The sequence below is a fragment of the Acinetobacter sp. YH12134 genome (genome assembly GCF_013418555.1).
GTDB classification, from domain to species: domain Bacteria; phylum Pseudomonadota; class Gammaproteobacteria; order Pseudomonadales; family Moraxellaceae; genus Acinetobacter; species Acinetobacter indicus.
The window spans coordinates 61,632-84,212 of sequence record NZ_VPBT01000005.1; the positions used below are offsets into that span (position 1 = coordinate 61,632).

The 22,581-nt window shown below is 49.4% G+C and carries 19 protein-coding genes; 15 read left to right on the forward strand and 4 right to left on the reverse strand.

Annotated features, from left to right (window positions below; all coding sequences use genetic code 11):
* Positions 1-187 precede the first annotated feature (187 nt).
* From FTU69_RS05310 to FTU69_RS05370, 13 genes are all read left to right on the forward strand, one after another.
* Positions 188-1,528, forward strand: coding sequence for an MFS transporter (locus tag FTU69_RS05310; protein ID WP_005178146.1), 1,341 nt, complete (start codon positions 188-190; stop codon positions 1,526-1,528).
* A gap of 31 nt (positions 1,529-1,559) precedes the next feature.
* On the forward strand, positions 1,560-4,106 hold the full coding sequence (gene nirB / locus FTU69_RS05315; protein ID WP_168381796.1) for a nitrite reductase large subunit NirB: 2,547 nt from the start codon (positions 1,560-1,562) through the stop codon (positions 4,104-4,106).
* Positions 4,107-4,199: 93 nt separating this feature from the next.
* Complete coding sequence (nirD, locus tag FTU69_RS05320; protein ID WP_180103571.1) at positions 4,200-5,810, forward strand: nitrite reductase small subunit NirD; 1,611 nt, start codon at positions 4,200-4,202, stop codon at positions 5,808-5,810.
* Between the two features lie 274 nt (positions 5,811-6,084).
* Positions 6,085-8,862 (forward strand): nitrate reductase, encoded by a 2,778-nt coding sequence (locus FTU69_RS05325; protein ID WP_180088306.1) that lies wholly within the window; start codon positions 6,085-6,087, stop codon positions 8,860-8,862.
* The gene (locus FTU69_RS05330; protein WP_373685079.1) at positions 8,859-9,488 is read left to right on the forward strand and encodes a molybdenum cofactor guanylyltransferase; all 630 of its coding nucleotides are present in this window, start codon (positions 8,859-8,861) and stop codon (positions 9,486-9,488) included. The genes FTU69_RS05325 and FTU69_RS05330 overlap by 4 nt, the downstream gene beginning before the upstream one ends.
* A gap of 180 nt (positions 9,489-9,668) precedes the next feature.
* A complete protein-coding gene (moaA, locus tag FTU69_RS05335) occupies positions 9,669-10,703 on the forward strand; it encodes a GTP 3',8-cyclase MoaA (RefSeq protein WP_373685081.1) in 1,035 nt (344 codons plus the stop codon).
* 2 nt (positions 10,704-10,705) lie between these two features.
* Positions 10,706-10,957, forward strand: a complete 252-nt coding sequence (locus FTU69_RS05340) for a MoaD/ThiS family protein (RefSeq protein WP_180088302.1) — start codon at positions 10,706-10,708, stop codon at positions 10,955-10,957.
* Positions 10,958-10,960: 3 nt separating this feature from the next.
* The gene (locus tag FTU69_RS05345) at positions 10,961-11,485 is read left to right on the forward strand and encodes a molybdenum cofactor biosynthesis protein MoaE (RefSeq protein ID WP_016658103.1); all 525 of its coding nucleotides are present in this window, start codon (positions 10,961-10,963) and stop codon (positions 11,483-11,485) included.
* 50 nt (positions 11,486-11,535) lie between these two features.
* A complete protein-coding gene (gene moaCB / locus FTU69_RS05350) occupies positions 11,536-12,459 on the forward strand; it encodes a bifunctional molybdenum cofactor biosynthesis protein MoaC/MoaB (protein ID WP_180088300.1) in 924 nt (307 codons plus the stop codon).
* Positions 12,459-13,691, forward strand: a complete 1,233-nt coding sequence (locus FTU69_RS05355; RefSeq protein WP_180088298.1) for a molybdopterin molybdotransferase MoeA — start codon at positions 12,459-12,461, stop codon at positions 13,689-13,691. The genes moaCB and FTU69_RS05355 overlap by 1 nt, the downstream gene beginning before the upstream one ends.
* Before the next feature lie 11 nt (positions 13,692-13,702).
* Entirely contained in the window at positions 13,703-14,458 is a 756-nt protein-coding gene (gene modA, locus FTU69_RS05360; protein ID WP_180088296.1) for a molybdate ABC transporter substrate-binding protein, read from the forward strand.
* 12 nt (positions 14,459-14,470) lie between these two features.
* Complete coding sequence (modB, locus tag FTU69_RS05365; protein WP_168383134.1) at positions 14,471-15,157, forward strand: molybdate ABC transporter permease subunit; 687 nt, start codon at positions 14,471-14,473, stop codon at positions 15,155-15,157.
* Complete coding sequence (locus tag FTU69_RS05370) at positions 15,157-15,840, forward strand: ATP-binding cassette domain-containing protein (RefSeq protein ID WP_180088400.1); 684 nt, start codon at positions 15,157-15,159, stop codon at positions 15,838-15,840. Before modB ends, FTU69_RS05370 begins: the two co-directional genes overlap by 1 nt.
* On the opposite strand, the gene FTU69_RS05375 is transcribed toward FTU69_RS05370, so the two are convergent.
* The gene (locus FTU69_RS05375; RefSeq protein ID WP_180088445.1) at positions 15,837-16,760 is read right to left on the reverse strand and encodes a LysR family transcriptional regulator; all 924 of its coding nucleotides are present in this window, start codon (positions 16,758-16,760) and stop codon (positions 15,837-15,839) included. The two genes, FTU69_RS05370 and FTU69_RS05375, sit on opposite strands and share 4 nt — an antisense overlap.
* A 237-nt stretch (positions 16,761-16,997) precedes the next feature.
* Between FTU69_RS05375 and FTU69_RS05380 the strand changes: the two genes are divergently transcribed.
* Positions 16,998-18,053, forward strand: coding sequence for an aromatic ring-hydroxylating dioxygenase subunit alpha (locus FTU69_RS05380; RefSeq protein WP_180088402.1), 1,056 nt, complete (start codon positions 16,998-17,000; stop codon positions 18,051-18,053).
* A gap of 40 nt (positions 18,054-18,093) precedes the next feature.
* On the opposite strand, the gene FTU69_RS05385 is transcribed toward FTU69_RS05380, so the two are convergent.
* A complete protein-coding gene (locus FTU69_RS05385; RefSeq protein ID WP_168381791.1) occupies positions 18,094-19,185 on the reverse strand; it encodes a putative zinc-binding metallopeptidase in 1,092 nt (363 codons plus the stop codon).
* Positions 19,186-19,523: 338 nt separating this feature from the next.
* Here FTU69_RS05385 and FTU69_RS05390 point away from each other — a divergent pair, with 338 nt between their 5' ends.
* On the forward strand, positions 19,524-20,411 hold the full coding sequence (locus FTU69_RS05390; RefSeq protein WP_180103572.1) for a DMT family transporter: 888 nt from the start codon (positions 19,524-19,526) through the stop codon (positions 20,409-20,411).
* Between the two features lie 120 nt (positions 20,412-20,531).
* On the opposite strand, the gene pcaD is transcribed toward FTU69_RS05390, so the two are convergent.
* The gene (pcaD, locus tag FTU69_RS05395) at positions 20,532-21,311 is read right to left on the reverse strand and encodes a 3-oxoadipate enol-lactonase (RefSeq protein ID WP_168390735.1); all 780 of its coding nucleotides are present in this window, start codon (positions 21,309-21,311) and stop codon (positions 20,532-20,534) included.
* A 60-nt stretch (positions 21,312-21,371) separates the two neighbouring features.
* Positions 21,372-22,577, reverse strand: a complete 1,206-nt coding sequence (gene pcaF, locus FTU69_RS05400) for a 3-oxoadipyl-CoA thiolase (protein WP_016658114.1) — start codon at positions 22,575-22,577, stop codon at positions 21,372-21,374.
* Between the last annotated feature and the right edge of the window lie 4 nt (positions 22,578-22,581).

Below are 22,581 nucleotides of genomic sequence, written 5' to 3' on the forward strand. Positions count from 1 at the left end.
CAATAAAAAACAGCAAGCTACTGAGTTTTTCTAAAAAGTTGGCACGCTATCTGCATTATTCCAGCTGAGTCAAAGAAGACTCCCAAAATTTGAAAGACGGCCAACGACGTCCGCTCTGTTCGAATCTGTTATGCAGCTATCCGTATAGCAGGTTAACCCACACGTTCAGTTCAGGTAGGAGATGGTCATGTCTTCAAATTTGCAAGCGAATAAAGCGACAAAAATAAGTCTATTTAACTTTAAAACTTCAGCGATGAGAGCCTTCCATATGAGTTGGCTCGCATTTTTTGTCTGTTTCTTTGCCTGGTTTGCCTGCGCACCGTTAATGCCAGTCATTGCCGGCGAGTTCAACCTAACCAAAGATCAGATCGCCAATATCAATATTGCCGCGGTGGCCATCACCATTCTGGTCCGCTTAATTGTCGGGCCGCTGTGTGATAAATACGGCCCGCGCAAAACCTATACCGCCTTGCTAATTATCGGCAGTATTCCGGTGTTTGGGGTGGCAGCTTCCAACAGTTATGAATCCTTCCTGTTTTTCCGTTTGCTGATTGGCGCCATTGGTGCCAGCTTCGTGATTACCCAATATCACACCAGCATCATGTTTGCACCGAATGTGGTGGGAACAGCCAATGCCACTACAGCAGGCTGGGGCAATGCCGGCGGCGGCGCTACCCAGGCGCTGATGCCTTTGCTGTTATCTGCCTTGGTGATGTTTGGGGTCGAGCAGGCCATGGGTTGGCGTATTGCTTTGCTGGTACCGGGCATCATGATGATTATTGTCGGCATCCTGTACTGGAAACTGACTCAGGACTGTACCCAAGGCAACTTTAAAGAATTACGCGAACAGGGCATTCAGGTCGGCAGCGACAAAAAAGGCGGTATGGCGATTCTGCTGCATGCTGCACGTAACTACCGCGTCTGGATTTTATTTGGTGCCTATGCCGCCTGTTTCGGGATTGAAATCTTTATTCACAACATTGTGGCGATGTATTACGTCGAACACTTCAGCTTTGGCCTGAAAGAAGCTGGCATGGCGGCGGGCATTTTCGGTTTGCTGGCCCTGTTTGCCCGTGCACTGGGCGGCATTGTCTCTGACAAGGTCGCACTAAAAAGTGGTCTGGATGGGCGTACCAAAGTGCTGTTTGCCATGATTTTAATGGAAGGCTTGTTCCTGATTCTGTTCTCGCAAATGAACAGCGCCATGCTGGCCATTTTAGTGATGACCATTTTTGCCCTGTTTACCCACATGGCCTGCGGCGCGACCTATGCACTGGTGCCATTTATTGACCGCGATGCACTGGGCGGCGTGGCCGGCATTATTGGGGCTGGTGGGAACGTCGGTGCAGTCGCTGCAGGCTTCCTGTTAAAAGGCGTACTGGATATTCAGACCTGCCTGATGGTTCTGGGCGGACTGGTGGTAATTGCCGCAAGTTTTGTCCTGATGATTCGCTTCTCGGTGGAGCATAAAGAAAAAGAACAACGCCTGTTCGAACAGGCCATTGTTGAACGCAATAACGCAGCCTAAGCCAACACAGAATATTATTGAGGAGAACTGTATGAAACTTGTCATGATTGGCCACGGTATGGTCGGCCACAAATTTATCGAATCGGTTTTGGAAACTGCGGGCGATGAGGTTGAAATCACCATTTTGGCAGAAGAACCGCGTTTGGCTTATGATCGCGTACATTTAACTGAATACTTCACCGGCAAGTCTGCCAAAGACCTAAGTCTATGCCGCAGTGACTTCGCCGATGCCTATGGCATTGATCTGCGCCTCAATACCAAAGCCACGGATATTGACCCGGTACATAAACTGGTCACCACTAATCAGGGTGATGTGATTGCCTATGACAAACTGGTACTGGCGACGGGCTCTTATGCCTTTGTGCCACCCATTCCGGGCAATGACCGTGAAAACTGCTTTGTTTACCGCACTATTGAAGATCTGGATGCAATTAAAGCCGCTAGTCTGAATGCCAAATCTGGTGTCGTGATTGGTGGCGGTTTACTTGGTCTGGAAGCAGCCAAAGCCTTAAAAGACCTAAATCTGGAAACCCATGTAGTCGAGTTTGCGCCGCGTCTGATGGCGGTGCAGGTTGATGACCTGGGCGGTAAGGTGCTGCGCAGCAAAATTGAAGATCTGGGCGTGAAAGTCCATACCCAGAAAGCCACCTCCTCAATTGAAGATGGCGCGTCGGCCAAGCATGTGATGAAGTTTGGTGATGGCGCTGAACTGGAAACCGATATCATCCTGTTTTCTGCCGGGATTCGTCCACGTGATGAACTGGCGCGCCAAAGCGGACTCAGCATTGGCGAGCGCGGCGGGATTGTGATTAACGATTACTGCCAGACTTCCAATCCGGATATTTATGCGATTGGGGAATGTGCGCTGTGGCAAAACAAGATTTACGGTCTGGTCGCACCGGGCTATGACATGGCACGTATTGCGGCCAAGCATGTCATGCAGCAAAACCCGAACTGCTTTGCCGGCGCCGACATGAGCACCAAATTAAAGCTGATGGGTGTGGATGTGGCATCTATTGGTGATGCACATGCCATGACTCCAAATTCACTTAGCTATTTTTATGCCGATGAAGATGCGCTGATCTACAAGAAAATTGTGGTTAATGCGGAAAAAAACCGATTGCTGGGTGCGGTGCTGGTTGGCTGTGCCAAAGAATATAACGATCTGCTGCAAATGATGCTGAATGGTCTGGCAGTTCCAGAACAGCCAGAAAGCCTGATCATGCCGGGCTTTGCCGAGTCAGGTGCCAAAGCCGGCGGTAGCGGTGTCGATTTGCTGCCAGACAGCGCCACCATCTGTTCCTGTAATAACGTGTCTAAAGCCGATATCTGCCAGGCGATTGAAGCCGGTTCAACTTCACTCGGTGCATTGAAGAAATGTACCCAAGCCGCAACTGCTTGTGGTGGCTGTGCACCTTTAGTGACCCAGGTATTAAAAGCCGAATTACAGCGTCAAGGGGTGACGGTCAATAACCATCTCTGTGAACACTTTGCCTATTCGCGTCAGGAGTTGTATCACCTAGTGCGTGTGAACGAGATCAAGACTTTTGAAGATTTAATCCAGCAACATGGTCACGGTCTGGGCTGTGATATCTGTAAACCAACTGTGGCCAATATTCTGGCCTCCTGCTGGAATGACTTTGTGCTAAAACCAAGTCATGCCGGCCTGCAAGATAGCAATGACTACTATCTGGGCAATATCCAGAAAGATGGTTCTTATTCGGTGGTCCCACGAATGGCCGGTGGTGAAGTGACTCCAGATGGCCTGATTGCCATTGGCCAGATTGCCAAGGAATACGGCCTGTACACCAAACTGACCGGTGGTCAGCGCGTGGATATGTTTGGGGCGCAGGTACATCAGTTACCGGAAATCTGGCAAAAACTGATTGATGCCGGTTTTGAATCGGGTCATGCCTACGGCAAGTCACTGCGTACCGTGAAATCTTGCGTGGGTAGCACCTGGTGCCGTTATGGCGTGGATGATTCAGTTGGCTTGGCGATTTTCCTGGAAAACCGTTACAAAGGCCTGCGTTCTCCGCACAAACTGAAAATGGCGGTATCTGGCTGTACCCGTGAATGTGCCGAAGCACAAAGTAAAGATGTCGGGGTGATTGCCACTGAAAAAGGCTGGAACCTGTATGTTTGCGGCAACGGCGGCATGAAACCGCGTCATGCTGAACTGCTGGCTTCCGATCTGGATACCAGCACCTTAATCAAATACATCGACCGTTTCTTTATGTTCTACATTCAAACCGCAGACCGTTTACAACGTACTTCAGTCTGGCGTGACAACCTCGAAGGCGGGCTGGATTATCTGAAAGATGTGATTGTGCACGATTCCTTAGGTCTGGCCGAAGAACTAGAACGCCGCATGCAGCATGTGGTGGGTACTTATCAGGATGAATGGCGCACCGCGATTGAAGATCCGGAAGTACGCAAACGCTTCAAGACCTTTATCAATGCCAAAGCCGAGCAGCAGCACGATCCGCACATCCAGTTTGCCACCGAGCGTGGGCAGATTCGCCCGAAAACGGCAGCCGAGCGTGATGAAAGCCGGATTCCGGTGATGCAGGCATAACCTTCAAGATCAAGACGCATCTTCTAAAGCAAATCCGCCAGAAAAACCAAATGGGATATGCAGCAGAAGATGCCAAAGCACAGGATAACGATGATGACAATTTTAAAAGATATGAATGAATTGGATTGGGTAGAGGTCTGTCATCTGGAGGAGATTACACCACATACCGGCGTGGCAGCCTTGGTGGAAGGCCAGCAGATTGCAATTTTCCGTGTGGGGCAGGAACAGCGTGTTTATGCCCTGAGTAATCAGGACCCATTTAGCGGCGCCAATGTGATGTCGCGCGGTATTCTGGGTGATTTGCAAGGTGAGCGTGTGGTGGCATCACCAATCTATAAACAGCATTTCAGTCTGGCCACCGGCCGCTGTCTGGAAGATAAAGACCAGAAATTACTGGTGTTTCCAAGCAAAATTGAACAGGGCCGGGTTTTTGTCAGTCCGACCGCACAAAAAACCTATATCACCAATAATGGCGTGCAACAGGAAAAAATGAAGCTGGTGCTGGTGGGTAATGGTCTGGCGGGCATGCGCTGTCTGGAAGATTTGCTGGATATGGCACCTGATCGTTACGAGATTACCGTGATTGGCGAAGAACCGTGGGGCAACTACAACCGGATTATGCTGTCCCCGGTCTTGGCCGGTGATAAAACGGTGGACGATATCATGCTGCATCCGCATGCCTGGTATGCCGAAAAAGGTATTCAGCTGATTGCCGGTGATGCTGCGGTGAAAATTGATCGTCCACGCAAGCAGGTCTTCACCCAGTCGGGGCAAGTGGTGAATTATGACCGGCTGATTTTAGCCACCGGCTCGCAGCCGTTTATTCCCCCAATTCCGGGCACAGAACTGGACGGTGTGCTCAGCTTCCGCGATATCTATGATGTGAACAGGATGCTGGAATATTGCGAACAGAAACAAAACGCCGTGGTTATTGGTGGTGGTTTACTTGGACTTGAAGCAGCCTATGGTTTGAAACAGCGTGGCATGAACGTGACCGTGCTGCATCTAATGGAACGGATTATGGACCGCCAGCTGGATAGCAAAGCCAGCTTAATGTTGAAAAACAGTATTGAAGAAAAGGGTATTCGCGTACTGACCGAAGCCAATACCGAAACGCTGCTTGGTGAAAATGGCCATGTGACACAAGTCCGGCTAAACGATGGCACGCTGCTCGATGCCGATCTGGTGGTGTTTGCGGTGGGAATCCGTCCGAATATTGCCCTGGCGCAAAGTGCCGGCCTGCGCTGTCAGCGTGGGGTGCTGGTCAATGACACCATGCAAAGTTATGACCCGAGTATTTATGCAGTCGGTGAATGTATCGAACATCGTGGTCAAACTTTTGGTTTGGTGGAACCGCTGTGGGGCCAAGCCTTCATCTGCGCCTCGCATTTGGCAGAACACGGTAGCTTGACCTTTAAGGCACCTACTGTTCCGACCCAGCTCAAAGTCAGTGGTTGTGATGTGTTCTCGGCCGGTAATTTTGAACCGGAAGATGATTTTGAAGACATTGTCCTGAATGATGAAAAACGTCAGATTTATAAACGCATCATCATCCAGAAAGACAAAGTCATTGGTGCAGTACTGTTTGGTGATACCGAGGATGGTGCATGGTATGCCGAGCTGATTGTAGATCAGACACCAATCACTTCGATTCGGAATAAACTGCTATTTGGTCGGGATTTTGCATTAAAGAAAGCAGGGTAATTAGATCTCTGTAATTAGTACTTCATAAGAAGGATGTCATAGCCTCAAATGGAGTGCTAAAACAACTGTTTACGTGTAAGCACTCCCTTACTTTTGAAAGATCAAAAGTAACAAAAATCTTAGATTCCCATACATTACGTCCTGTAATGATGGGAATCGGTGGCATCCATGCCACCTCACGATAGTGAATGCTTACACAAATTTCGTATTTCAAATAAAGCCAAGATAAAAATCGGAATTACGTGAATTTAGATGATTAAGGAGCACAGCAGCAATGAATAGTATCCCAGTGGTGGAACTGCATAGCTCCACAGAATTAAAAACGATGACTACGCAAACCACCTGTCCTTATTGTGGGGTTGGTTGTGGGGTGAGGGCTCATGTCAGCCATTCACCACAAGGCGTGCAGGTGAAAGTCGAAGGCGATGTGCAGCATCCAGCCAACTTTGGCAAACTGTGTATTAAAGGCAGCAATCTGGCCGATACCTTGGGGCTAGAGACACGGGTATTAACCCCAATGCTGGGCCGCAAGGACAACCGTCAGCCAACCGACTGGCACACTGCCACCACCAAAATTGCGCAAAAATTCCAGCACTGTATCGAGCAGTATGGCCCGGAAAGTATTGCTTTTTATGTTTCGGGGCAATTGCTGACCGAAGACTATTATGTGGTCAATAAATTCGTCAAAGGCTATCTGGGCACGGCCAATATTGATACCAACTCGCGGCTGTGTATGTCCTCTGCGGTGGCGGCGCATAAACGGGCCTTTGGTGAAGATCTGGTGCCTGCTAGCTATGCAGATTTTGAACAGACTGAGATGGTGGTGCTGGTCGGTTCCAATACTGCCTGGTGCCATCCGGTTCTGTATCAGCGTATTATGCAGGCCAAAGAACAGCGCAATCTGTTTGTGGTGGTGGTCGACCCACGCTTTACCGCGACCTGTGAAGCGGCCGATTTACATTTGCCGATTATGCTCGGGCAAGATGTGGCGCTGTTTAACGGCTTGCTGCAGTACTTACAGCAAAATGGTCATCAGGACCACAATTTTACCGCTGCCTATACCGAAGGCTTGCAGCAGGCGTTAGAAGCCAGCGCCGCGGAGCAGCAGCTGGAAAATGTGGCAGCGCGTACCGGGATTTCTGCCGAGAAATTACAGCTATTTTTTGAAAAATTTGCCCAGACTGACAAAGTCATGACCCTATTTTCGATGGGGGTGAACCAGTCTTCACAAGGGGTCAATAAAGCCAACAGTATTATCAATTGTCATCTGTTGACCGGCAAAATTGGCAAGCCGGGCGCAGCACCGTTTTCCATGACCGGACAACCGAATGCCATGGGCGGGCGTGAAGTGGGTGGACTGGCCAATATGCTGGCGGCGCATCTGGATCTGGATCAGCGGGCCCATCAGCAGCTGGTGCAGCAGTTCTGGGATAGCCCGAAAATTGCCACTCAAGCGGGGTTAAAAGCGGTCGATCTGTTTGAAGCGGTAGAAGCCGGGAAAATCAAGGCACTGTGGATTATGGCCACCAATCCGGTGGTGAGTTTACCCAATGCCGATCAGGTCAAACGCGCCTTGGCGCAATGTGATTTTGTGGTGGTGTCGGATATCTGTCAGGATACCGATAGCACTGCCTATGCCGATGTTTTATTACCGGCTTTGGGTTGGGGCGAAAAAGAAGGCAGTGTTACCAATTCCGAACGGCGCATTTCCAGACAGCGTGCCTTTTTGCCCGCACCGGGTCAGGCCAAGGCCGACTGGTGGGCGATCAGTCAGGTGGCCAAGGCCATGGGCTTTCGCGGTTTCGATTATCAGCATGTGCATGAGATTTTTCTGGAACATGCGGCTTTATCGGCCTGTGAAAATGGTCCGGTGACACAGCGTCAGGACTATCCGCTATTTCGCTACTTTAATTTAAGCGGTCTGAGCCAGCTAAGCCTGCAACAGTATGAACAGCTGCAGCCGTTGCAATGGCCAGTATTAACGCCTCAGCAGAATCCACCGGTGGAACAGCTGTTTACCCAGGGACAGTTTAGCTTTCCAAATGGCAAAGCCCGTTTTATTGCCACTCAGGCCATCGACCCGGTACATGGCGCTTGTGAAGATTATCCTCTCATTCTGAATACTGGCCGGATTCGTGACCAGTGGCACACCATGAGCCGTACCGGTTTATCGGCCAATTTAAGCACTCACAAAGCCGAGCCCTATTGTGAAATTCACCCCAATGATGCACTGAAATATGGCCTGAAAGATGGGGAACTGGTGGAGCTGAAATCCCGCTGGGGCAGCTGTGTATTGCGGGTTGAAGTCTCGACTGGTATTCGTCGTGGTCAGCTGTTTGCGCCTATTCACTGGAATGATCAGGTCGCTTCCGATGCGCGAATTGGAAAAGTGGTCAATCCGGTGGTGGATGTCATTTCTGGCGAACCGGAATTTAAACATACCCCGGTCAGCATCCAGCCATTTTATACCGACTGGCAGGGCGTGCTGTATATTCGCCATGGGCATGAAGCGGCAGTTCAGATTACTTTGGCGCAGGTAGCGTGGTGGAGCAAGATTCAGACCGCCAAAGCGGTTCGTTATGAACTGGCCGACCGGAAAAAATTTAAACATACCGCCGCACAGATTAAACAGCTGCTACAACTGGAAGATAGCTGCTTTGAATGGCTGCAGCTGGAAGATCCATCGGCATTCATCAGCCATAGTGTGGTGTTACAGGACGGGATTTTAATCGCCAGTCTGTATATTGCGCCCAACGCTTTATTGCCCGATCGGGACTGGGTCGCCAGCCTGTTTAAACGTGAGCGTTTAAGTGCCACGCATCGTAAAGCCTTGCTGGCCGGACAGGCCATGTCGGTACAGAACAATGAAGGACCGCTGGTATGTAGCTGCTTTAAAGTCGGCAAAAACCGCATCATCCAGACCATTCGGGAGCAGCAGTTAAGCCATGAAAAACAGGTCACGGCCTGTTTAAAAGCTGGTGGCAATTGCGGCTCATGTTTACCGGAAATTCGTGGCCTGATTAAAGCCTGTCAGGTGGAGGAAATGCCATGAGTCGCAACTACGCCACCATGCAGGCCGATTATCCTGCCACGGATCTGGTCATTCTGGCGGGCGGCCAAGCCCGCCGCATGAATGGTATGAACAAGCTGTTGCAAAAATTTGATGATGAGATCCAGCTGCTTAAAATCCAGCGGCGCTTTAAAACGGAAATTCAGCAATTGTGGATCAATAGCCATCGCGATCGTTCCATTTACGCCAGATTGCTGCCGCATCTGCAGTGTTATCATGATGATGAAGGCGGTTTTTTAGGTCCGTTGATGGGCATGAAAAGCGCCTGGGGCCATGTACAGGCCGACTATGTGCTATTTGTTCCCTGTGATGTGACCTATATTCCGCCCGATGTGCTGCCACGGTTGCATCAGCGTCTGGCCAGACAGCCGCAGGCCGACGTGGCCTATGTGATGATGAACGGACAGGCGCTGTATCCATTTTGTCTGATGAAACGCAGCAGTTTGCCCACACTTCGCGCGCATCTTGCACAACATCAGCGCAGTTTAAAGCATTGTTTCGCAGAACTGCATGCTCAGGTGGCAAAATTTAAAAATCGTGCGCTATTTTTTCACAGTATTAACTCGCTGGATGAACTGCAACAGTATCGTCAGCTGAAATTTCTTTAAAAATCATCTCATTTCTTCGCTTCTAGCGTGTGCTGGGCAGAATTTAAACACTCTCTTTATTAAAAGCCCAAAGTTGGAACATTAATTGCAAATTCAAGCCTAAAGCGCGGCATGTGATCCGTGCAAACCTATTGCCCATTGCACAGCCATGAAGCAATTGCCCAGAGGATAACAGGCGTGATCAATCCCCAGATTCCCGTGAGACCCGCAGATTTTCAGGATCAGTTTGGCCGGAGCAAACGCAAGCTGCGGATTTCTGTGACCGATCGCTGCAATTTTAAATGCGTCTACTGTATGCCTGAACATCCTGAATGGATGAAGAAACATCAGTTGCTGAGTTTTGAAGCCTTGCTGCAGTTTTGCCAGTTGATGGTTGAGCAGGGGATTCAGCATATCCGGATTACCGGCGGCGAACCGTTGATGCGTCAGGGGGTGGTGCATTTTATCCGGGATTTACAGCCGCTACGCCAATTGGGGCTGGCGAGAATTTCCATGACCACAAATGGCCATTATTTAAGCCACTATGCGCAGGAATTAAAACAGGCCGGTCTGGATGATTTAAATATCAGCCTCGACAGTTTAGATCCGCAGCAGTTTTTTACGCTAACCCAAAAACAGTTAAAGCCGGTACTTGACGGGATTCAGGCCGCCCAGCAGGCGCATTTGCCTGTCAAACTGAATAGCGTGCTCATTAAAGGCATTAATGACGACCAGATGGTGCCACTTTTGCAGTGGAGCAAAGCACGGCAGATTGCGCTGCGTTTTATTGAATTTATGCCGCTGGATGGTGATGGTCGCTGGAGCGCCGCGCATGTAGTGACGGAACAGGAGATTTTGCAACGCCTAAGCCTGCATTTTCCGGTCGAAGCCATCCACAGCCAAGGCGCGAATCCGGCACGGGAATATCGGGTCGATGGCCACCCGGTAGGGATTATTTCCACCATCAGTCATGCCTTTTGTGGCCAGTGTGACCGGTTGCGTTTAAGTGCCCAGGGTGAACTGTATAACTGCCTGTTTGCCGAACAGCCTGTGCCCTTAAAAGTATTGATTGAACAGCTACAGACTCACACGGCGCCCGTGGCACGTGAGCAGTTACTGCAGCAATTACAAAGCTATATCTGGCAGAAAAAAGCCGGCTTTCATGCCATTCATTCTCAAGCCACAACCACTGCCGGGAGCATCCGGAAAATCAGCATGTATATGATTGGAGGTTAAGTATGCACGATATCCTGATTCAGATTGAAGCCTTTGGCGCTGTAAAACAGGCGCTGCCAGAAACTATTCAGATGCAGTGCCTGCCCGGTACGGCCATTGCGGACTTGTTGCTGCAGTTAAACCACAGTTATCCAGCGGCAGCGTCTCTGATCGAACGTTGTGCCTGCGCGATTGGTGAAGATATTGTGCCACGCCAGCAGACTTTGCAGCACAGTACCACGCTGGTGTTGCTGTCACCGGTGGCAGGAGGTTAAACGATGCAACATCTAAAACAGTTTGCCCGGATTCAGGATATGCCACTCAGCCAGTCCAGCTTCGATGAGATTCAGCACTTTCCCGAATGTGGTGGCATTGGCATTTTTGTGGGCACAGTTCGCAACCATCATGAAGGTAAGGCAGTGCAGTCGCTGAAATATACCGCCTATGCACCGGTGGCAGAAAAAATGATCCGGCAGATTGAGCAGGAAATTCAGCAGCAATATGGCGTGTCTTATGTGCGGGTCATCCACCGGATTGGGGATTTAGCCATTGGTGAAACCGCAATTATTGCCATGGCGTATGCGCCGCATCGCCGTGAAGCCTTTCAGGCCTGCGAGGTGGCGGTAGAGCGGGTCAAACATGAAGTCCCGGTCTGGAAAGAAGAATTTTATTGCGATGGCAGCAGCCAGTATGTCGAAGGCTGTTGTATTCGTAAAGATCATCCGCCAGTGGAAGCGAATACGCATACCGATTGCTGCAATCACTCCCATGCAGGCGAAAACGCCTATCAATGGCCGCTTTAAATCCGATGTTAAGCCTAATTTTTTTAAATCAATAATTCCGGAATACCATCATGAAAAATGTAGGCATGAAAGCCGAAACCTATCGTACTGCGGTGGCCAGCGCCATTTTATATGCGCCGCCGCATTGTATCGAGCTGCTGCGTCAGGGCAATACTGAAAAAGGCGATGCGCTGAAAACCGCGCGTATTGCCGGTATTCTGGCGGCCAAACGTACCGATGAGCTGATTCCGCTATGCCATCCTTTACCCATTTACCGGGCCGATGTGGACTATGAACTGCATGAACAGCATGTCGAAATTATTGCCACGGTAGAAACTATTGGCCCGACCGGTGTCGAGATGGAAGCCTTAACCGCAGCCAGTCTGGCCGGACTGACCTTATACGACATGCTGAAACCGCATTGTGAACCGGAAGATTTGTGTCTGGATCAATGCAAATTACAGCAGAAAAAAGGCGGTAAATCCCATTTTAGCCGGGTCTTGGCGCAGCCGATGCCAGCCTCGGTGATTGTGCTGTCCGATACCGTCGCCGCGGGTAAAAAACCGGATACCGCCGGCCAGAATGTCCTGGAAATATTGGCAGAGGCCAATTTCCAGCAGGTTCAGTATCAGGTGATTCCGGATAGCCCGGAACAGCTGCTAGCCTTAATTGAACAGCAGAAAAATCAGTATCCGCTGATTTTAACGGTTGGCGGCACCGGTCTTGGCCCGAAAGATTTAACCGTAGAAACCCTGGCTCCGCTATTAGAACGGGAAATTCCGGGGCTGATGGAAGCCTCGCGCAGTTTTGGCCAGAAACGCACGCCGTATGCGGCTTTAAGCCGTGGGGTGGCCGGCTATATCGAAAATAGTCTGGTGATGACTTTACCGGGCAGCCGTCAGGGTGCCCAAGAGTCCTTGCTGGCGGTATTACCGGCCTTGGTGCATGTCTTTGATGTGCAGAAAAACATTCCACATGCGGGAGGCTATCAATAATGTCAGGTTGTGGTGCAGAAAGTGGGCTGATCAGTCTGGATCAAGCACTAGATAAGATGATTGCGGCAACGCCCTGTCTGGAGGTGGAAACCCTGCAACTACAACAGGGCCTGCATCGCTATTTAGCTGAAGATATTTATGCGGGGATTGATCTGCCTTTATTTTCCCAAAGCGCGGTCGATGGCTATGCCCTGTGTAGCGATGGAGAGATAGCGGCAGGCGAGCAGTTTCAGTTGGTTGGTGAAATCCGGGCCGGACAATCAGCCGATGTGACGCTGCAGCGTGGACAGGCGATGCGTATTTTTACCGGCGCGCCCATTCCTGCCGGCACCACCACGGTGGCACGTCAGGAAATTGTGCAGCGGATGTCTAGCCATCTGATTCAGCTAGAGGCTGCGCTCAAGCTGCATGCCGATATCCGGGATGTGGGCGAAGAAATTACCCAAGGTCAGTTACTGGCATCAGCCGGACAATATTTAAATATCGGCGCAATTGCGGCTTTAAGCATGGCCGGTATTGATCAGGTACAGGTCTATCAGCAGCCTAAAGTTGCCGTACTCATTACCGGTGATGAAGTCGCGCAGTCGGCTGCAGATTTGCAAGCAGGAAAAATTTTTGATGCCAATGCACCTTTAATTGCAGCCTGGTGTCAGACACGGCATCAACCTGTGCATATTGTGCATGTGGAAGATAATGAAATTGCCTTAATCCGATACTTTCAGCAACTTCAGGAGGAGTATGATGTCATCATCAGCACTGGCGGAATTTCGGTTGGTGATTATGATTTTATCCGTCCGGTGGCTTTAAATGTAGGCTTTGAGCAGGTGTTCTGGAAAGTGAAACAGAAGCCGGGGAAACCGGTTTTTTTCGCCAGATACCGAAAATCGGCTAACAAATTTTGTCACTTATTGGCATTGCCGGGCAATCCTGCGGCGGTATATGTTGGAATCTCGATCTATACGCAAACTTTATTAGAAGTATTACAAGGGCAAAGTCAGCCGCCCGCGTGGTGGACAGGGCAAATACAACATGACTTAAAGCCCGATGCGAGAGAAAGGATTTTAAGAATGGCCGCCTGTTTTGAAGATGGGGTGTTGAAACTGCACAGTTTAGCCAAGCAGCAGTCGCATATGCTCAGTAATCTGATGTATGCCAACTGTCTGGTGCGTGTGCCGGCCCATCAGCCGATTCAAAAAGGCCAATGCTTAAAGGGAATATTCATACAGCATTGAGGGAGTGCGTTTTGAAGACCATCCAACTTGGTTTAATCTGTGTCGCCTTGTGCTTAAGCACATTCAGTCGAGCCAATTCCGTTCAGGTGTATGCAGCTGCAAGTCTGGGCCCGGCATTGACGGATGTGATTCGGCATTATCAGTTGCAATATCCAGAAGCCAAGATTGTACCGGTTTTTGGCGCTTCATCGACCCTGGCCAAACATATTGTCCGCGGTGCAAAAGTCGATCTTTATTTTCCGGCCGATCAGGACTGGATGACCTATCTGGTGAAACGCAACAAGGTCAAAGCCAGTCAGGTCAAACCAATTATTTATAACCAGCTGGTGGCAATTGCCCTGAAAGATGCGCGGATTCCGTTTCGGGCGCATCCTACCTTTAATTTTCCTCAGGCCTTTACAGGGCGGTTGTGCACCGGACAGGTCGATTCGGTGCCAGTTGGAAAATATGCCAAACATAGTCTGACCAAGCTGGGCTGGTATAAACGGCTGGAAAAACGCATTATTGGCGCGTCGGATGCCCGGGCTGCTTTGGCCTTTGTCGAGCGCGGTGCCTGTCAGGTCGGCATTGTTTATCGCAGCGATGCGGTCAGTAGCGATAAAGTAAAAGTGCTGGGTACGTTTCCGGTGCAAACCCATCCGGACATTCTCTATACCGTGGCTTTAACCAAACAGGGTGAAAAGAATCGTCAGGCGGTCAAGTTCCGGCGCTATCTGGGTAGCGCCGCGGCTCACAAGATTTTTGTTCAACATGGTTTTCGCCCCTAGGTTGCTGCTTTGATGCTGAGTCCCGAAGAACTAAGTGCCTTATATCTGTCTGCCAAAGTTGCCAGTGTTGCGACCTTGTTTTGCCTGCCATTTGCAATTTGTCTGGGCTGGATGCTGGCACGCTATGAATTTCGCAGCAAGTTTTTGATCGAAGCCATGTTACAACTGCCGATGGTTTTGCCGCCGGTAGTGTTGGGCTATGCATTACTGGTGCTGTTTAGTCCGCAAGGTTGGATTGGGCAGGTTTTGGCCCACTGGGGTATTGAGCTGGCATTTAACTGGAAAGGTGCAGTAGTGGCCGCCATGCTGGTTGCATTTCCCCTGCTGGTTCAACCGATTCGTTTGTCTTTTCAAATGTTGAATCCACAACTGGAACAGGTGGCGGCCTCACTCGGGGCTGCGCCGCTGAAAGTCTTTTTCAGTATTAGCTTACCGCTGGTGCTGCCCGGGATTCTTATGGGCAGTATTCTGGGCTTTAGCCGCAGTCTGGGTGAATTTGGTGCCACCATTACCTTTGTTGGCAATATTCCGGATGAAACCCGCACCATTCCCATCGCTATTTATACGCTCATTCAACAGCCCGATGGTGAAGCCGCTGCTATGCGTCTGGTGCTGTTATCTACCGGCTTGGCTTTTGCCGCCTTGCTGGCCAATTATTTTATTTTGCACAGATATCAACGTAAATTGGGGCAAAGCTGATGCTGGATTGTCAGATTGATTATCAGAATGCGCAGTTCAAATTACAGCTGCAGCTGACCTGTGCAGAGCAGATTGTCGGAATTCTGGGGCCCTCCGGTTCCGGGAAAACCAGCTTTTTGCATTTGCTGGCCGGGCTGTTACGGCCGCAACAGGGCCGGATTGTGCTGAATCACCGTTTACTGCTCGATACCCAGCAGCAGGTGTTTGTGCCCGTGCATCAACGTAAAATTGCCCTGATTTTTCAAAAGGCCCTGTTATTTCCGCATTTGAATGTTGAGCAGAATTTAAGATATGCAGAAGGTTTACAGCCGCTAGCACAGCGTAAATTTGAGTTTGAGCAGATTGTTGAGTTGTTAGAACTGTCCAGGCTGATTCGACGCAAAGCGCATCAATTATCCGGTGGGGAAGCGCAGCGCGTTTCGATTGGCCGGGCTTTATTGTCTGCACCGCAGTTATTGCTGCTGGATGAACCTTTAAGCGGACTGGATCAGCAGTTAAAACAGCAGATACTGCCATTTTTAAAACGTATTCAGCGCGAACTGCAGCTGGGCATGATTTATGTGACCCATCATCCGGAAGAATTGCTGGAACTTCAGGCCACGGTGTATCAAATGCAAAAAGTGCAGGGCATCAGTCGTTTGCAACGGGACAAGGTAGTACCTTTGATTCAGCCGGTTTGTTAAAGCTCGGCAATTTGCTGTTGTAGCTGCTCCATCTGCTCGGTTAACTGTTTCATCATGATTTGCGCAATCCGGGAAAGCTGTCGTTTCGGTGCCACACACAGGGCCAGCGTCAGTGGATATAAACCTTTGTCCTGAACCGGTTTAAAGATGGCTGTTTGATGTTCCAGGAGCGGCAGTGCATCTAAATAACTCATTAGCCCCAGCCCCAAATTCTGCTTTAACAATGACATTAACATGCGAATGTCATTACATTCGATGCGGCTACGCGGACTAAACTGATGGTGCTTATACAGCGCGCTGACATATTCATGAATAATCAGCGGTGGTGCTGGCATTAAATGGGCATAAGGCAAGGTATCGGAAAAATACAGCGGTGTTTGTTCTGCCAGAGGATGCTCAACTGGAATCACAAAACCCAGCGGAATTTCCACAAAAGCCACCACTTCTAAATGCGGATGCGCTTGCGGATTCAGCAGCAGACCAAAATCCAGCTCCGCGGCCTGAATCATCTGCGCGACTTTTTCACTGTCCAGCACATGCACGTGAAAATCAATCCAGGGATAATGCTGCCTCATGTGTTGCATGGAATGCAGCACAAAACTTTCGCTGAGCGCTGAAATTAAGCCAAATTCAATGCTGCCACGATGCAGGCCCTGAATTTCATCAAAACGGATGCGGGTCTGCTGAAATTCTTTGTGCCATTTTAATAGATCGGCATACAGCAACTCTCCGGCCAAAGTCAGCCGTAGCCCATGATTCAGACGTTCAAACAGCGCAATCCCGAGTTCCTGTTCGGCCAGTACAATTTGTCGATGCACGGCAGATACCGAAATAAACAGCTGTTCGGCTGCCTTGCGCAAGCTGCCGGTTTGCGCCACCGCAATAAAATATTCTGAAAAACGCGAAAACGGGGTATTCACCATTTAAGACCTGGCCAGCGTGATATTGATAGATTTTAAAAGAGCAAGATCTGCGCCAGTTCAGGCCAATTTTGACTAAAGTGTTCGAATATTTAGAACAGATCATCAAAAACATTCTAATAGACAGAAAAAGCATAAGCTCTTAATTTAAAACAGGAAATTAACAATAAACGACATGAGAAAACCGCGGATTTCCGTTTGTTATTGACCCTGTATAGCTTAAAAGTGAGCCAGCCTATGAATGCAATTCCTGTAATCCACCTGTTTGCCCAACCCCATAACAGCCGCTTTGATGCCAGTGACTGGTATATTCTGGCGCAGCATTGGTATCCGGTTGCACGAATTCAGGACGTCAGCAGCCAGCCGCAACAGGTGACTTTACTGGATGTGAAAATGGCGCTGTACCGGACGGAAAGCGGTGACATCCAGCTGGTGCGGGATATTTGCCCGCATCGCGGTGTGCCTTTAAGCAAAGGCTGGGTAGAGGGCGAGGAAATTGTCTGTCCTTACCATGGGCTGCACTATAACCGTGCCGGTAAATGCACCAAAATTCCGGCCCAGCCCGACCTGACCCAGATTTCGGAGCGTTTTAGCCTGACCACGTTTCCGGTGGTGCTGAAATATGGTCTGGTCTGGACCAGCCTGTTCGGGCGCGATGAACAGGCAGCCAATTTTCCGGTGCTGGATACTTGGGAAGATGCTGAGCATCAATCCATTTTACCACCAAGTGTGGATATTGCCGGTTCCAGCGGCCGTCAGTTAGAAGGCTTTATTGATGTTGCACATTTTGCCTGGGTACATCATCAGGCCTTTGCCGATCGGGACAATCCGGTGGTGCCGAAATATCATACTGAACGTACTGACTATGGCCTGAAAAGTATCTATATTTCCAATGTCAGTAATTATCCGCATGGCATGCAGCATTTAGCACCCGAAGGCTTTTTATGGACGCGTGAGTTTGAGGTTTATCCACCCTTTGCAGCGACCTTGACCATTTATTTTCCGAATGATGGCATCTTGAAAATCTTAAATGCCTGCTGTCCGGTATCGGCCCATCAGACCCGGTTATTTGTGCCTTTAACCCGGAATTTTGATACCACCGGCGACCTGCAAGCAGTTTACGATTTTAATGCGCAGATTTTTGCCGAAGATCAGGACATGGTAGAAAGCCAGAAACCGGAAGAACTGCCGCTGGATTTAAGCATGGAAGCCCATTTTGAAGCAGATCGCGCATCGGCCTTATACCGCCGGATTCTGGCCGAATGGGGCCTAAGTAAACGCTATATCGTGTAGCAAATCTCATTGAATTGAAAGCGAGGAATTGAAAGTGAGCTTAAGCAGGATGACTGGCCTGATTGGATTTAAAGGCTTTATCCAGCACATGCCGGTGAATAAAACGCAGTTTGTCTTTTACCGGCTCGGTCAGTTTAAACGGATAGGCATCATCCAGCCCGATACTACGATTCAGCGCATTCAGATTAAAGGTCAGGGCAATCCAGTTTTCTAAAATGTGTTCAATATCCTTGCCGCCAATCGGGCATTCGGTAAAGTACAGATTGGACAGGGTACGGCCGTTACCTTGCACCCGGATTCCGGCAAAATAGGCGGTTTCCAAAGTATCCATCATGTGCAGATAATGCGCCCAGGTTTCAGCCCAGTCTTCCCAGGGATGGGTGGTGGCATAGGTGCTGATATAGCTGTCTTGCCAGTCGGAGGGCGGGCCTTGTTCATAATGGCGTTTGAGTGCCATGCCATAATCCTGACGTTCATCACCAAAATAGTAGCGGAATTCATCGACCAGTTCCGGATGGCGGTTTTGCATCACATCAAAATAATAATGGCCGCTTTCATGGCGAAAATGGCCAAGCAGGGTGCGGTAGTTTTCTCCCATGGTTACGCGCGTGGTTTCCCGGTACACCACATCGGCTTCAATGGCATTGAGGGTAATCAGACCATTGGCGTGGCCGGTCAGCACCGGTTGGCCTTCCATGGGCATTAAAAATTCATAGCGCAGGCCATAGCGGTCATCTTCAGAACGTTTTGGCCGCGGCATAATATTCATGCGCTGCGCCAGATATAAAAACCGCCGTTTAGCCTGTTCCAGATAACGCCAGTACTGGATATTTTCCGGTTCATCTAAATTGGGGATGGTGTGGGTAAGCTGGCAGGATTCGCAATAGATATTTTCATCATCGACGGGAATCATCCAGTTGCAGACCTGATAGTGACTATAATTAAAACAGGGCTTAAATTTCTGATTACGATAGCTTTCATTCAGGCTGACCCATTCATTTTCGCTATCCTTACGAAAGGTACCCATATCTTTTTCGGAGGCAACAAAGCCAATGGGCGCCTTGCAATATTCACAAAATGAGGCACCAAAAAAAATCTGCTGATGGCATACCGCACATTCAAAATACTTCATTCTTGATCCTCAGCCTGCAGGATACGTCCATTTATCTAAACATAGATTGAGTCAGGAGGGTATTTGAAACCCGCTATAAAATTGTAGCAGATTTACAAAGTTGCCTGATGCGATCAGTCGCTTAGCCTCATTTTGAGTCGAAAAACCATGTGGATGCAAACGGCAAGCATGTGCCTTGCAGTCATCGCATTCCGGATTAAAAGGAACATAAAAGCTGCAAATAGACAGAATTGGAGATTTATTCAGCAAAGCCACGGTAAATGGATGAAAAATGGTCGAATATGCGCCATGAAAGGAGTAGATTAAACCTTATTCCCGATCATATTTTTCATACTCGCATGGCCAGTACCTGGATTCTTTTTACCCTGATGGCTGCATTTATGCAGGCCTGGCGCAATGCCTTTCAAAAACAGCTCAGCGTGACGGTCGACGTTTATGGCGTCACGCTGGCACGCTTTATTTTTGCCTTGCCGTTTGCGGTCGGTTATTTGAGTTTTTTATATCTGCAGCAGCCTGCCGCAACGCCGGTTCGCTTTAGCGGGAAATTCTGGCTGTATATTGCTGTGGCGGCTTTTTGCCAGATTCTGGCCACCATTCTCATGGTGCAGCTGTTCAAGCAGAAAAACTATGCCATTGGTGTCGGACTGGCCAAAAGCGAGGCGATTCTGGCGGGCTTAATTGGCGTGGCATTACTGGGCGAATATTTAAGTCTGCTGGGCTGGGTTGGCGTCGTATTAGGCGGTGTGGCGGTCTTTTTATTCAGTAAAGGGCCGGCCAATACCAAGCTGTCTGTCAGCACGTTGGCGATTGGGGTGGGCAGTGGTCTCAGTTTTGCCATTACCTCACTGCTGGTGCGTGAAGCGAGTCTGGAACTGGAGAATTTACCCTTTTTACATCGTGCCGGCTGGGTATTATGTTTTGTGATCGGGCTGCAATGTATCAGCATGCTGTTGTATTTGGGGCTATTTAGCCGGCATACCTTACAGGCGATGTGGCAGCGGCTGGGACTGACCTTTAAGGTGAGTATCTGCAGTTTTCTGGCCTCCCTTGGCTGGTTTAGTGCCATGAGTATGCAAACTGTGGCCTTGGTCAAAACTTTGGGACAGATTGAAATTCTATTTAGCTTGCTGATTTCTGCCTTTTTTTTTAAGGAAAAACTGGCCCGAACCGATCATCTGGGCTTGGTACTGGTGGTGATTGCCGCGATGCTGGTGATCTGGGCTTAAAGTTGAAGTAGATGGGCAGGGCATCTCAGTAGAATCATCAATCTTTTTAAAAATTGCCTAAAAACAAAAAAAGATAATCCGGAGATTATCTTTTTTTAAATGCTTTCAACCGAGCTGGGTTTAGCGTTGAATAAACGCCTGCACCGCCTGATTAAAGGCTTCTGGCTGTTCAATATTGGAAATATGCGAAGCATTAATTTCAAACAGTTCAGCATTGGCAATGCGTTGTTGCATAAATTCACCATCGGCTACAGTTGTTACCGGGTCTTGCTGACCAGCAACAATGAATACCGGTACCTGAATGTCTTTTAACTGTTCACGTACATCCGCTTTAGCCAAAGCTTCGCAGCAGCTTGCATAACCCTCAGGGCTGCCAGCTCCCAGGTCGTTTGAAAGAGTCGCTACAGTTGCTGCGTTACTTTGGATAAAGGGTTCGGTAAACCAACGACCGGCCGCCGTTGATGCAATAGGGGCCAAACCTTGTTCACGGACCAGTGTGGCACGCTCATTCCAGGCCTGTTCCTGACCAATTTTAGCGGCCGTATTACAGACCACAACATGGCTAAAACGTTCAGGCTTGTTAATTGCCAGCCACTGACCGGTCAAACCACCCATCGAAATACCACAGAAGGCTGCTTTTTCAATATTTAAATGATCGAGCAGATTCACCACGTCTTGGCCGAGCTGGTCAAGCGTATATGGACCTTGTGGAGCAGAAGATGCGCCGTGACCACGGGTGTCATAGCAAATGACAAAAAAGTCCTGCTGGAAGTGGTCAATTTGCGGTTGCCACATTTTAAAGTTGGTACCTAGCGAGTTAGAAAATACCAGCGCAGGTTTTGTCGCATCACCAAAGGTTTGGTAATTAATTTCAGCATCTTGAGATGTAAATGTTGGCATTGAATCCCTCCCGACCTCCCTTTAAAAAAGGGAGGGGAAATTTAATTTGTTATCGTATCTTTAAACGCGTTCAATAATCAAAGCGATGCCTTGACCGACACCAATACACATTGAGCACAGGCCATATTTGCCGCCAGTGGCTTCCAGCTGGTTCAGGGCCGTGGTGACCAGACGCGCACCTGATGCACCGAGTGGATGACCCAGTGAAATGGCACCGCCATTCGGGTTTACTTTCGCGGCACCATCTTCCAGACCAAGGTCACGGGTACACGCCAGTGCTTGAGCAGCAAAAGCTTCGTTTAGCTCAATGACATCCATCTGCTCTAACGTCAGACCGGTTTGGGCCAACAGTTTTTTAATGGCTGGCGCTGGACCAAAGCCCATAATGCGTGGTTCTACACCGACTACTGTTGCACCAATAATTTTGGCACGTGGTTTTAAACCATATTCCGCTACCGCTTCATCAGAGGCAATTAATAATGCTGCTGCACCATCGTTAATACCTGAGGCATTACCAGCAGTCACGGTACCATCGGCTTTGACCACAGGTTTTAGCTTGGCCAAACCTTCTAACGTGGTTGATGCACGTGGATGCTCATCGGTATCGACCACAACTGGTTCGCCTTTACGCTGTGGAATCACTACAGGTACGATTTCATTTTTAAAGAAACCTTTGGCTTGAGCAGCAGCAGTACGTTGCTGGCTTTCAAACGCAAACTTGTCCTGATCTTCACGGTTAATGTTGAACTGTTCTGCCACGTTTTCAGCAGTTTGAGGCATGGTTTCAACACCATACATTTCTTTGAGTTTCGGGTTAATGAAGCGCCAGCCCATGGTGGTGTCTTCAATTTTCTGGCTACGGCCATAGGCAGATTCAGATTTACCCATCACAAATGGCGCACGTGACATGCTTTCTACGCCACCCGCCACAATCAGATGTGCTTCACCAGCTTTAATGGTACGCGCTGCCATGGCAACCGCATCCAGTGATGAACCGCATAAACGGTTTAAGGTTGTTGCAGGCACCTGATGCGGCACACCCGCCAATAGCGCAGACATACGACCCACGTTACGGTTGTCTTCACCGGCCTGGTTGGCACAGCCGTAAATCACATCATCTACTTTTTCCCAGTTAACACTTGGGTTACGCTCCATCAGCGCCTGAATGGGAATGGCACCCAGGTCATCTGCACGTACAGGGGCAAGTCCGCCTGCATAGCGACCGAATGGGGTGCGAATAGCATCAATGATATATGCGTTTTTCATTTTT

Coding starts and splice junctions, on each gene's coding strand:
- FTU69_RS05330 (WP_373685079.1), top strand. CDS start 8,859: ATGAGTCGCAACTACGCCACCATGCAGGCCGATTATCCTGCCACGGAT.
- FTU69_RS05340 (WP_180088302.1), top strand. CDS start 10,706: ATGCACGATATCCTGATTCAGATTGAAGCCTTTGGCGCTGTAAAACAG.
- FTU69_RS05310 (WP_005178146.1), top strand. CDS start 188: ATGTCTTCAAATTTGCAAGCGAATAAAGCGACAAAAATAAGTCTATTT.
- FTU69_RS05385 (WP_168381791.1), bottom strand. CDS start 19,185: ATGAAGTATTTTGAATGTGCGGTATGCCATCAGCAGATTTTTTTTGGT.
- FTU69_RS05345 (WP_016658103.1), top strand. CDS start 10,961: ATGCAACATCTAAAACAGTTTGCCCGGATTCAGGATATGCCACTCAGC.
- FTU69_RS05355 (WP_180088298.1), top strand. CDS start 12,459: ATGTCAGGTTGTGGTGCAGAAAGTGGGCTGATCAGTCTGGATCAAGCA.
- nirD (WP_180103571.1), top strand. CDS start 4,200: ATGACAATTTTAAAAGATATGAATGAATTGGATTGGGTAGAGGTCTGT.
- nirB (WP_168381796.1), top strand. CDS start 1,560: ATGAAACTTGTCATGATTGGCCACGGTATGGTCGGCCACAAATTTATC.
- pcaF (WP_016658114.1), bottom strand. CDS start 22,577: ATGAAAAACGCATATATCATTGATGCTATTCGCACCCCATTCGGTCGC.
- FTU69_RS05370 (WP_180088400.1), top strand. CDS start 15,157: ATGCTGGATTGTCAGATTGATTATCAGAATGCGCAGTTCAAATTACAG.
- FTU69_RS05390 (WP_180103572.1), top strand. CDS start 19,524: ATGGCCAGTACCTGGATTCTTTTTACCCTGATGGCTGCATTTATGCAG.
- pcaD (WP_168390735.1), bottom strand. CDS start 21,311: ATGCCAACATTTACATCTCAAGATGCTGAAATTAATTACCAAACCTTT.
- modB (WP_168383134.1), top strand. CDS start 14,471: ATGCTGAGTCCCGAAGAACTAAGTGCCTTATATCTGTCTGCCAAAGTT.
- FTU69_RS05380 (WP_180088402.1), top strand. CDS start 16,998: ATGAATGCAATTCCTGTAATCCACCTGTTTGCCCAACCCCATAACAGC.
- moaCB (WP_180088300.1), top strand. CDS start 11,536: ATGAAAAATGTAGGCATGAAAGCCGAAACCTATCGTACTGCGGTGGCC.
- FTU69_RS05325 (WP_180088306.1), top strand. CDS start 6,085: ATGAATAGTATCCCAGTGGTGGAACTGCATAGCTCCACAGAATTAAAA.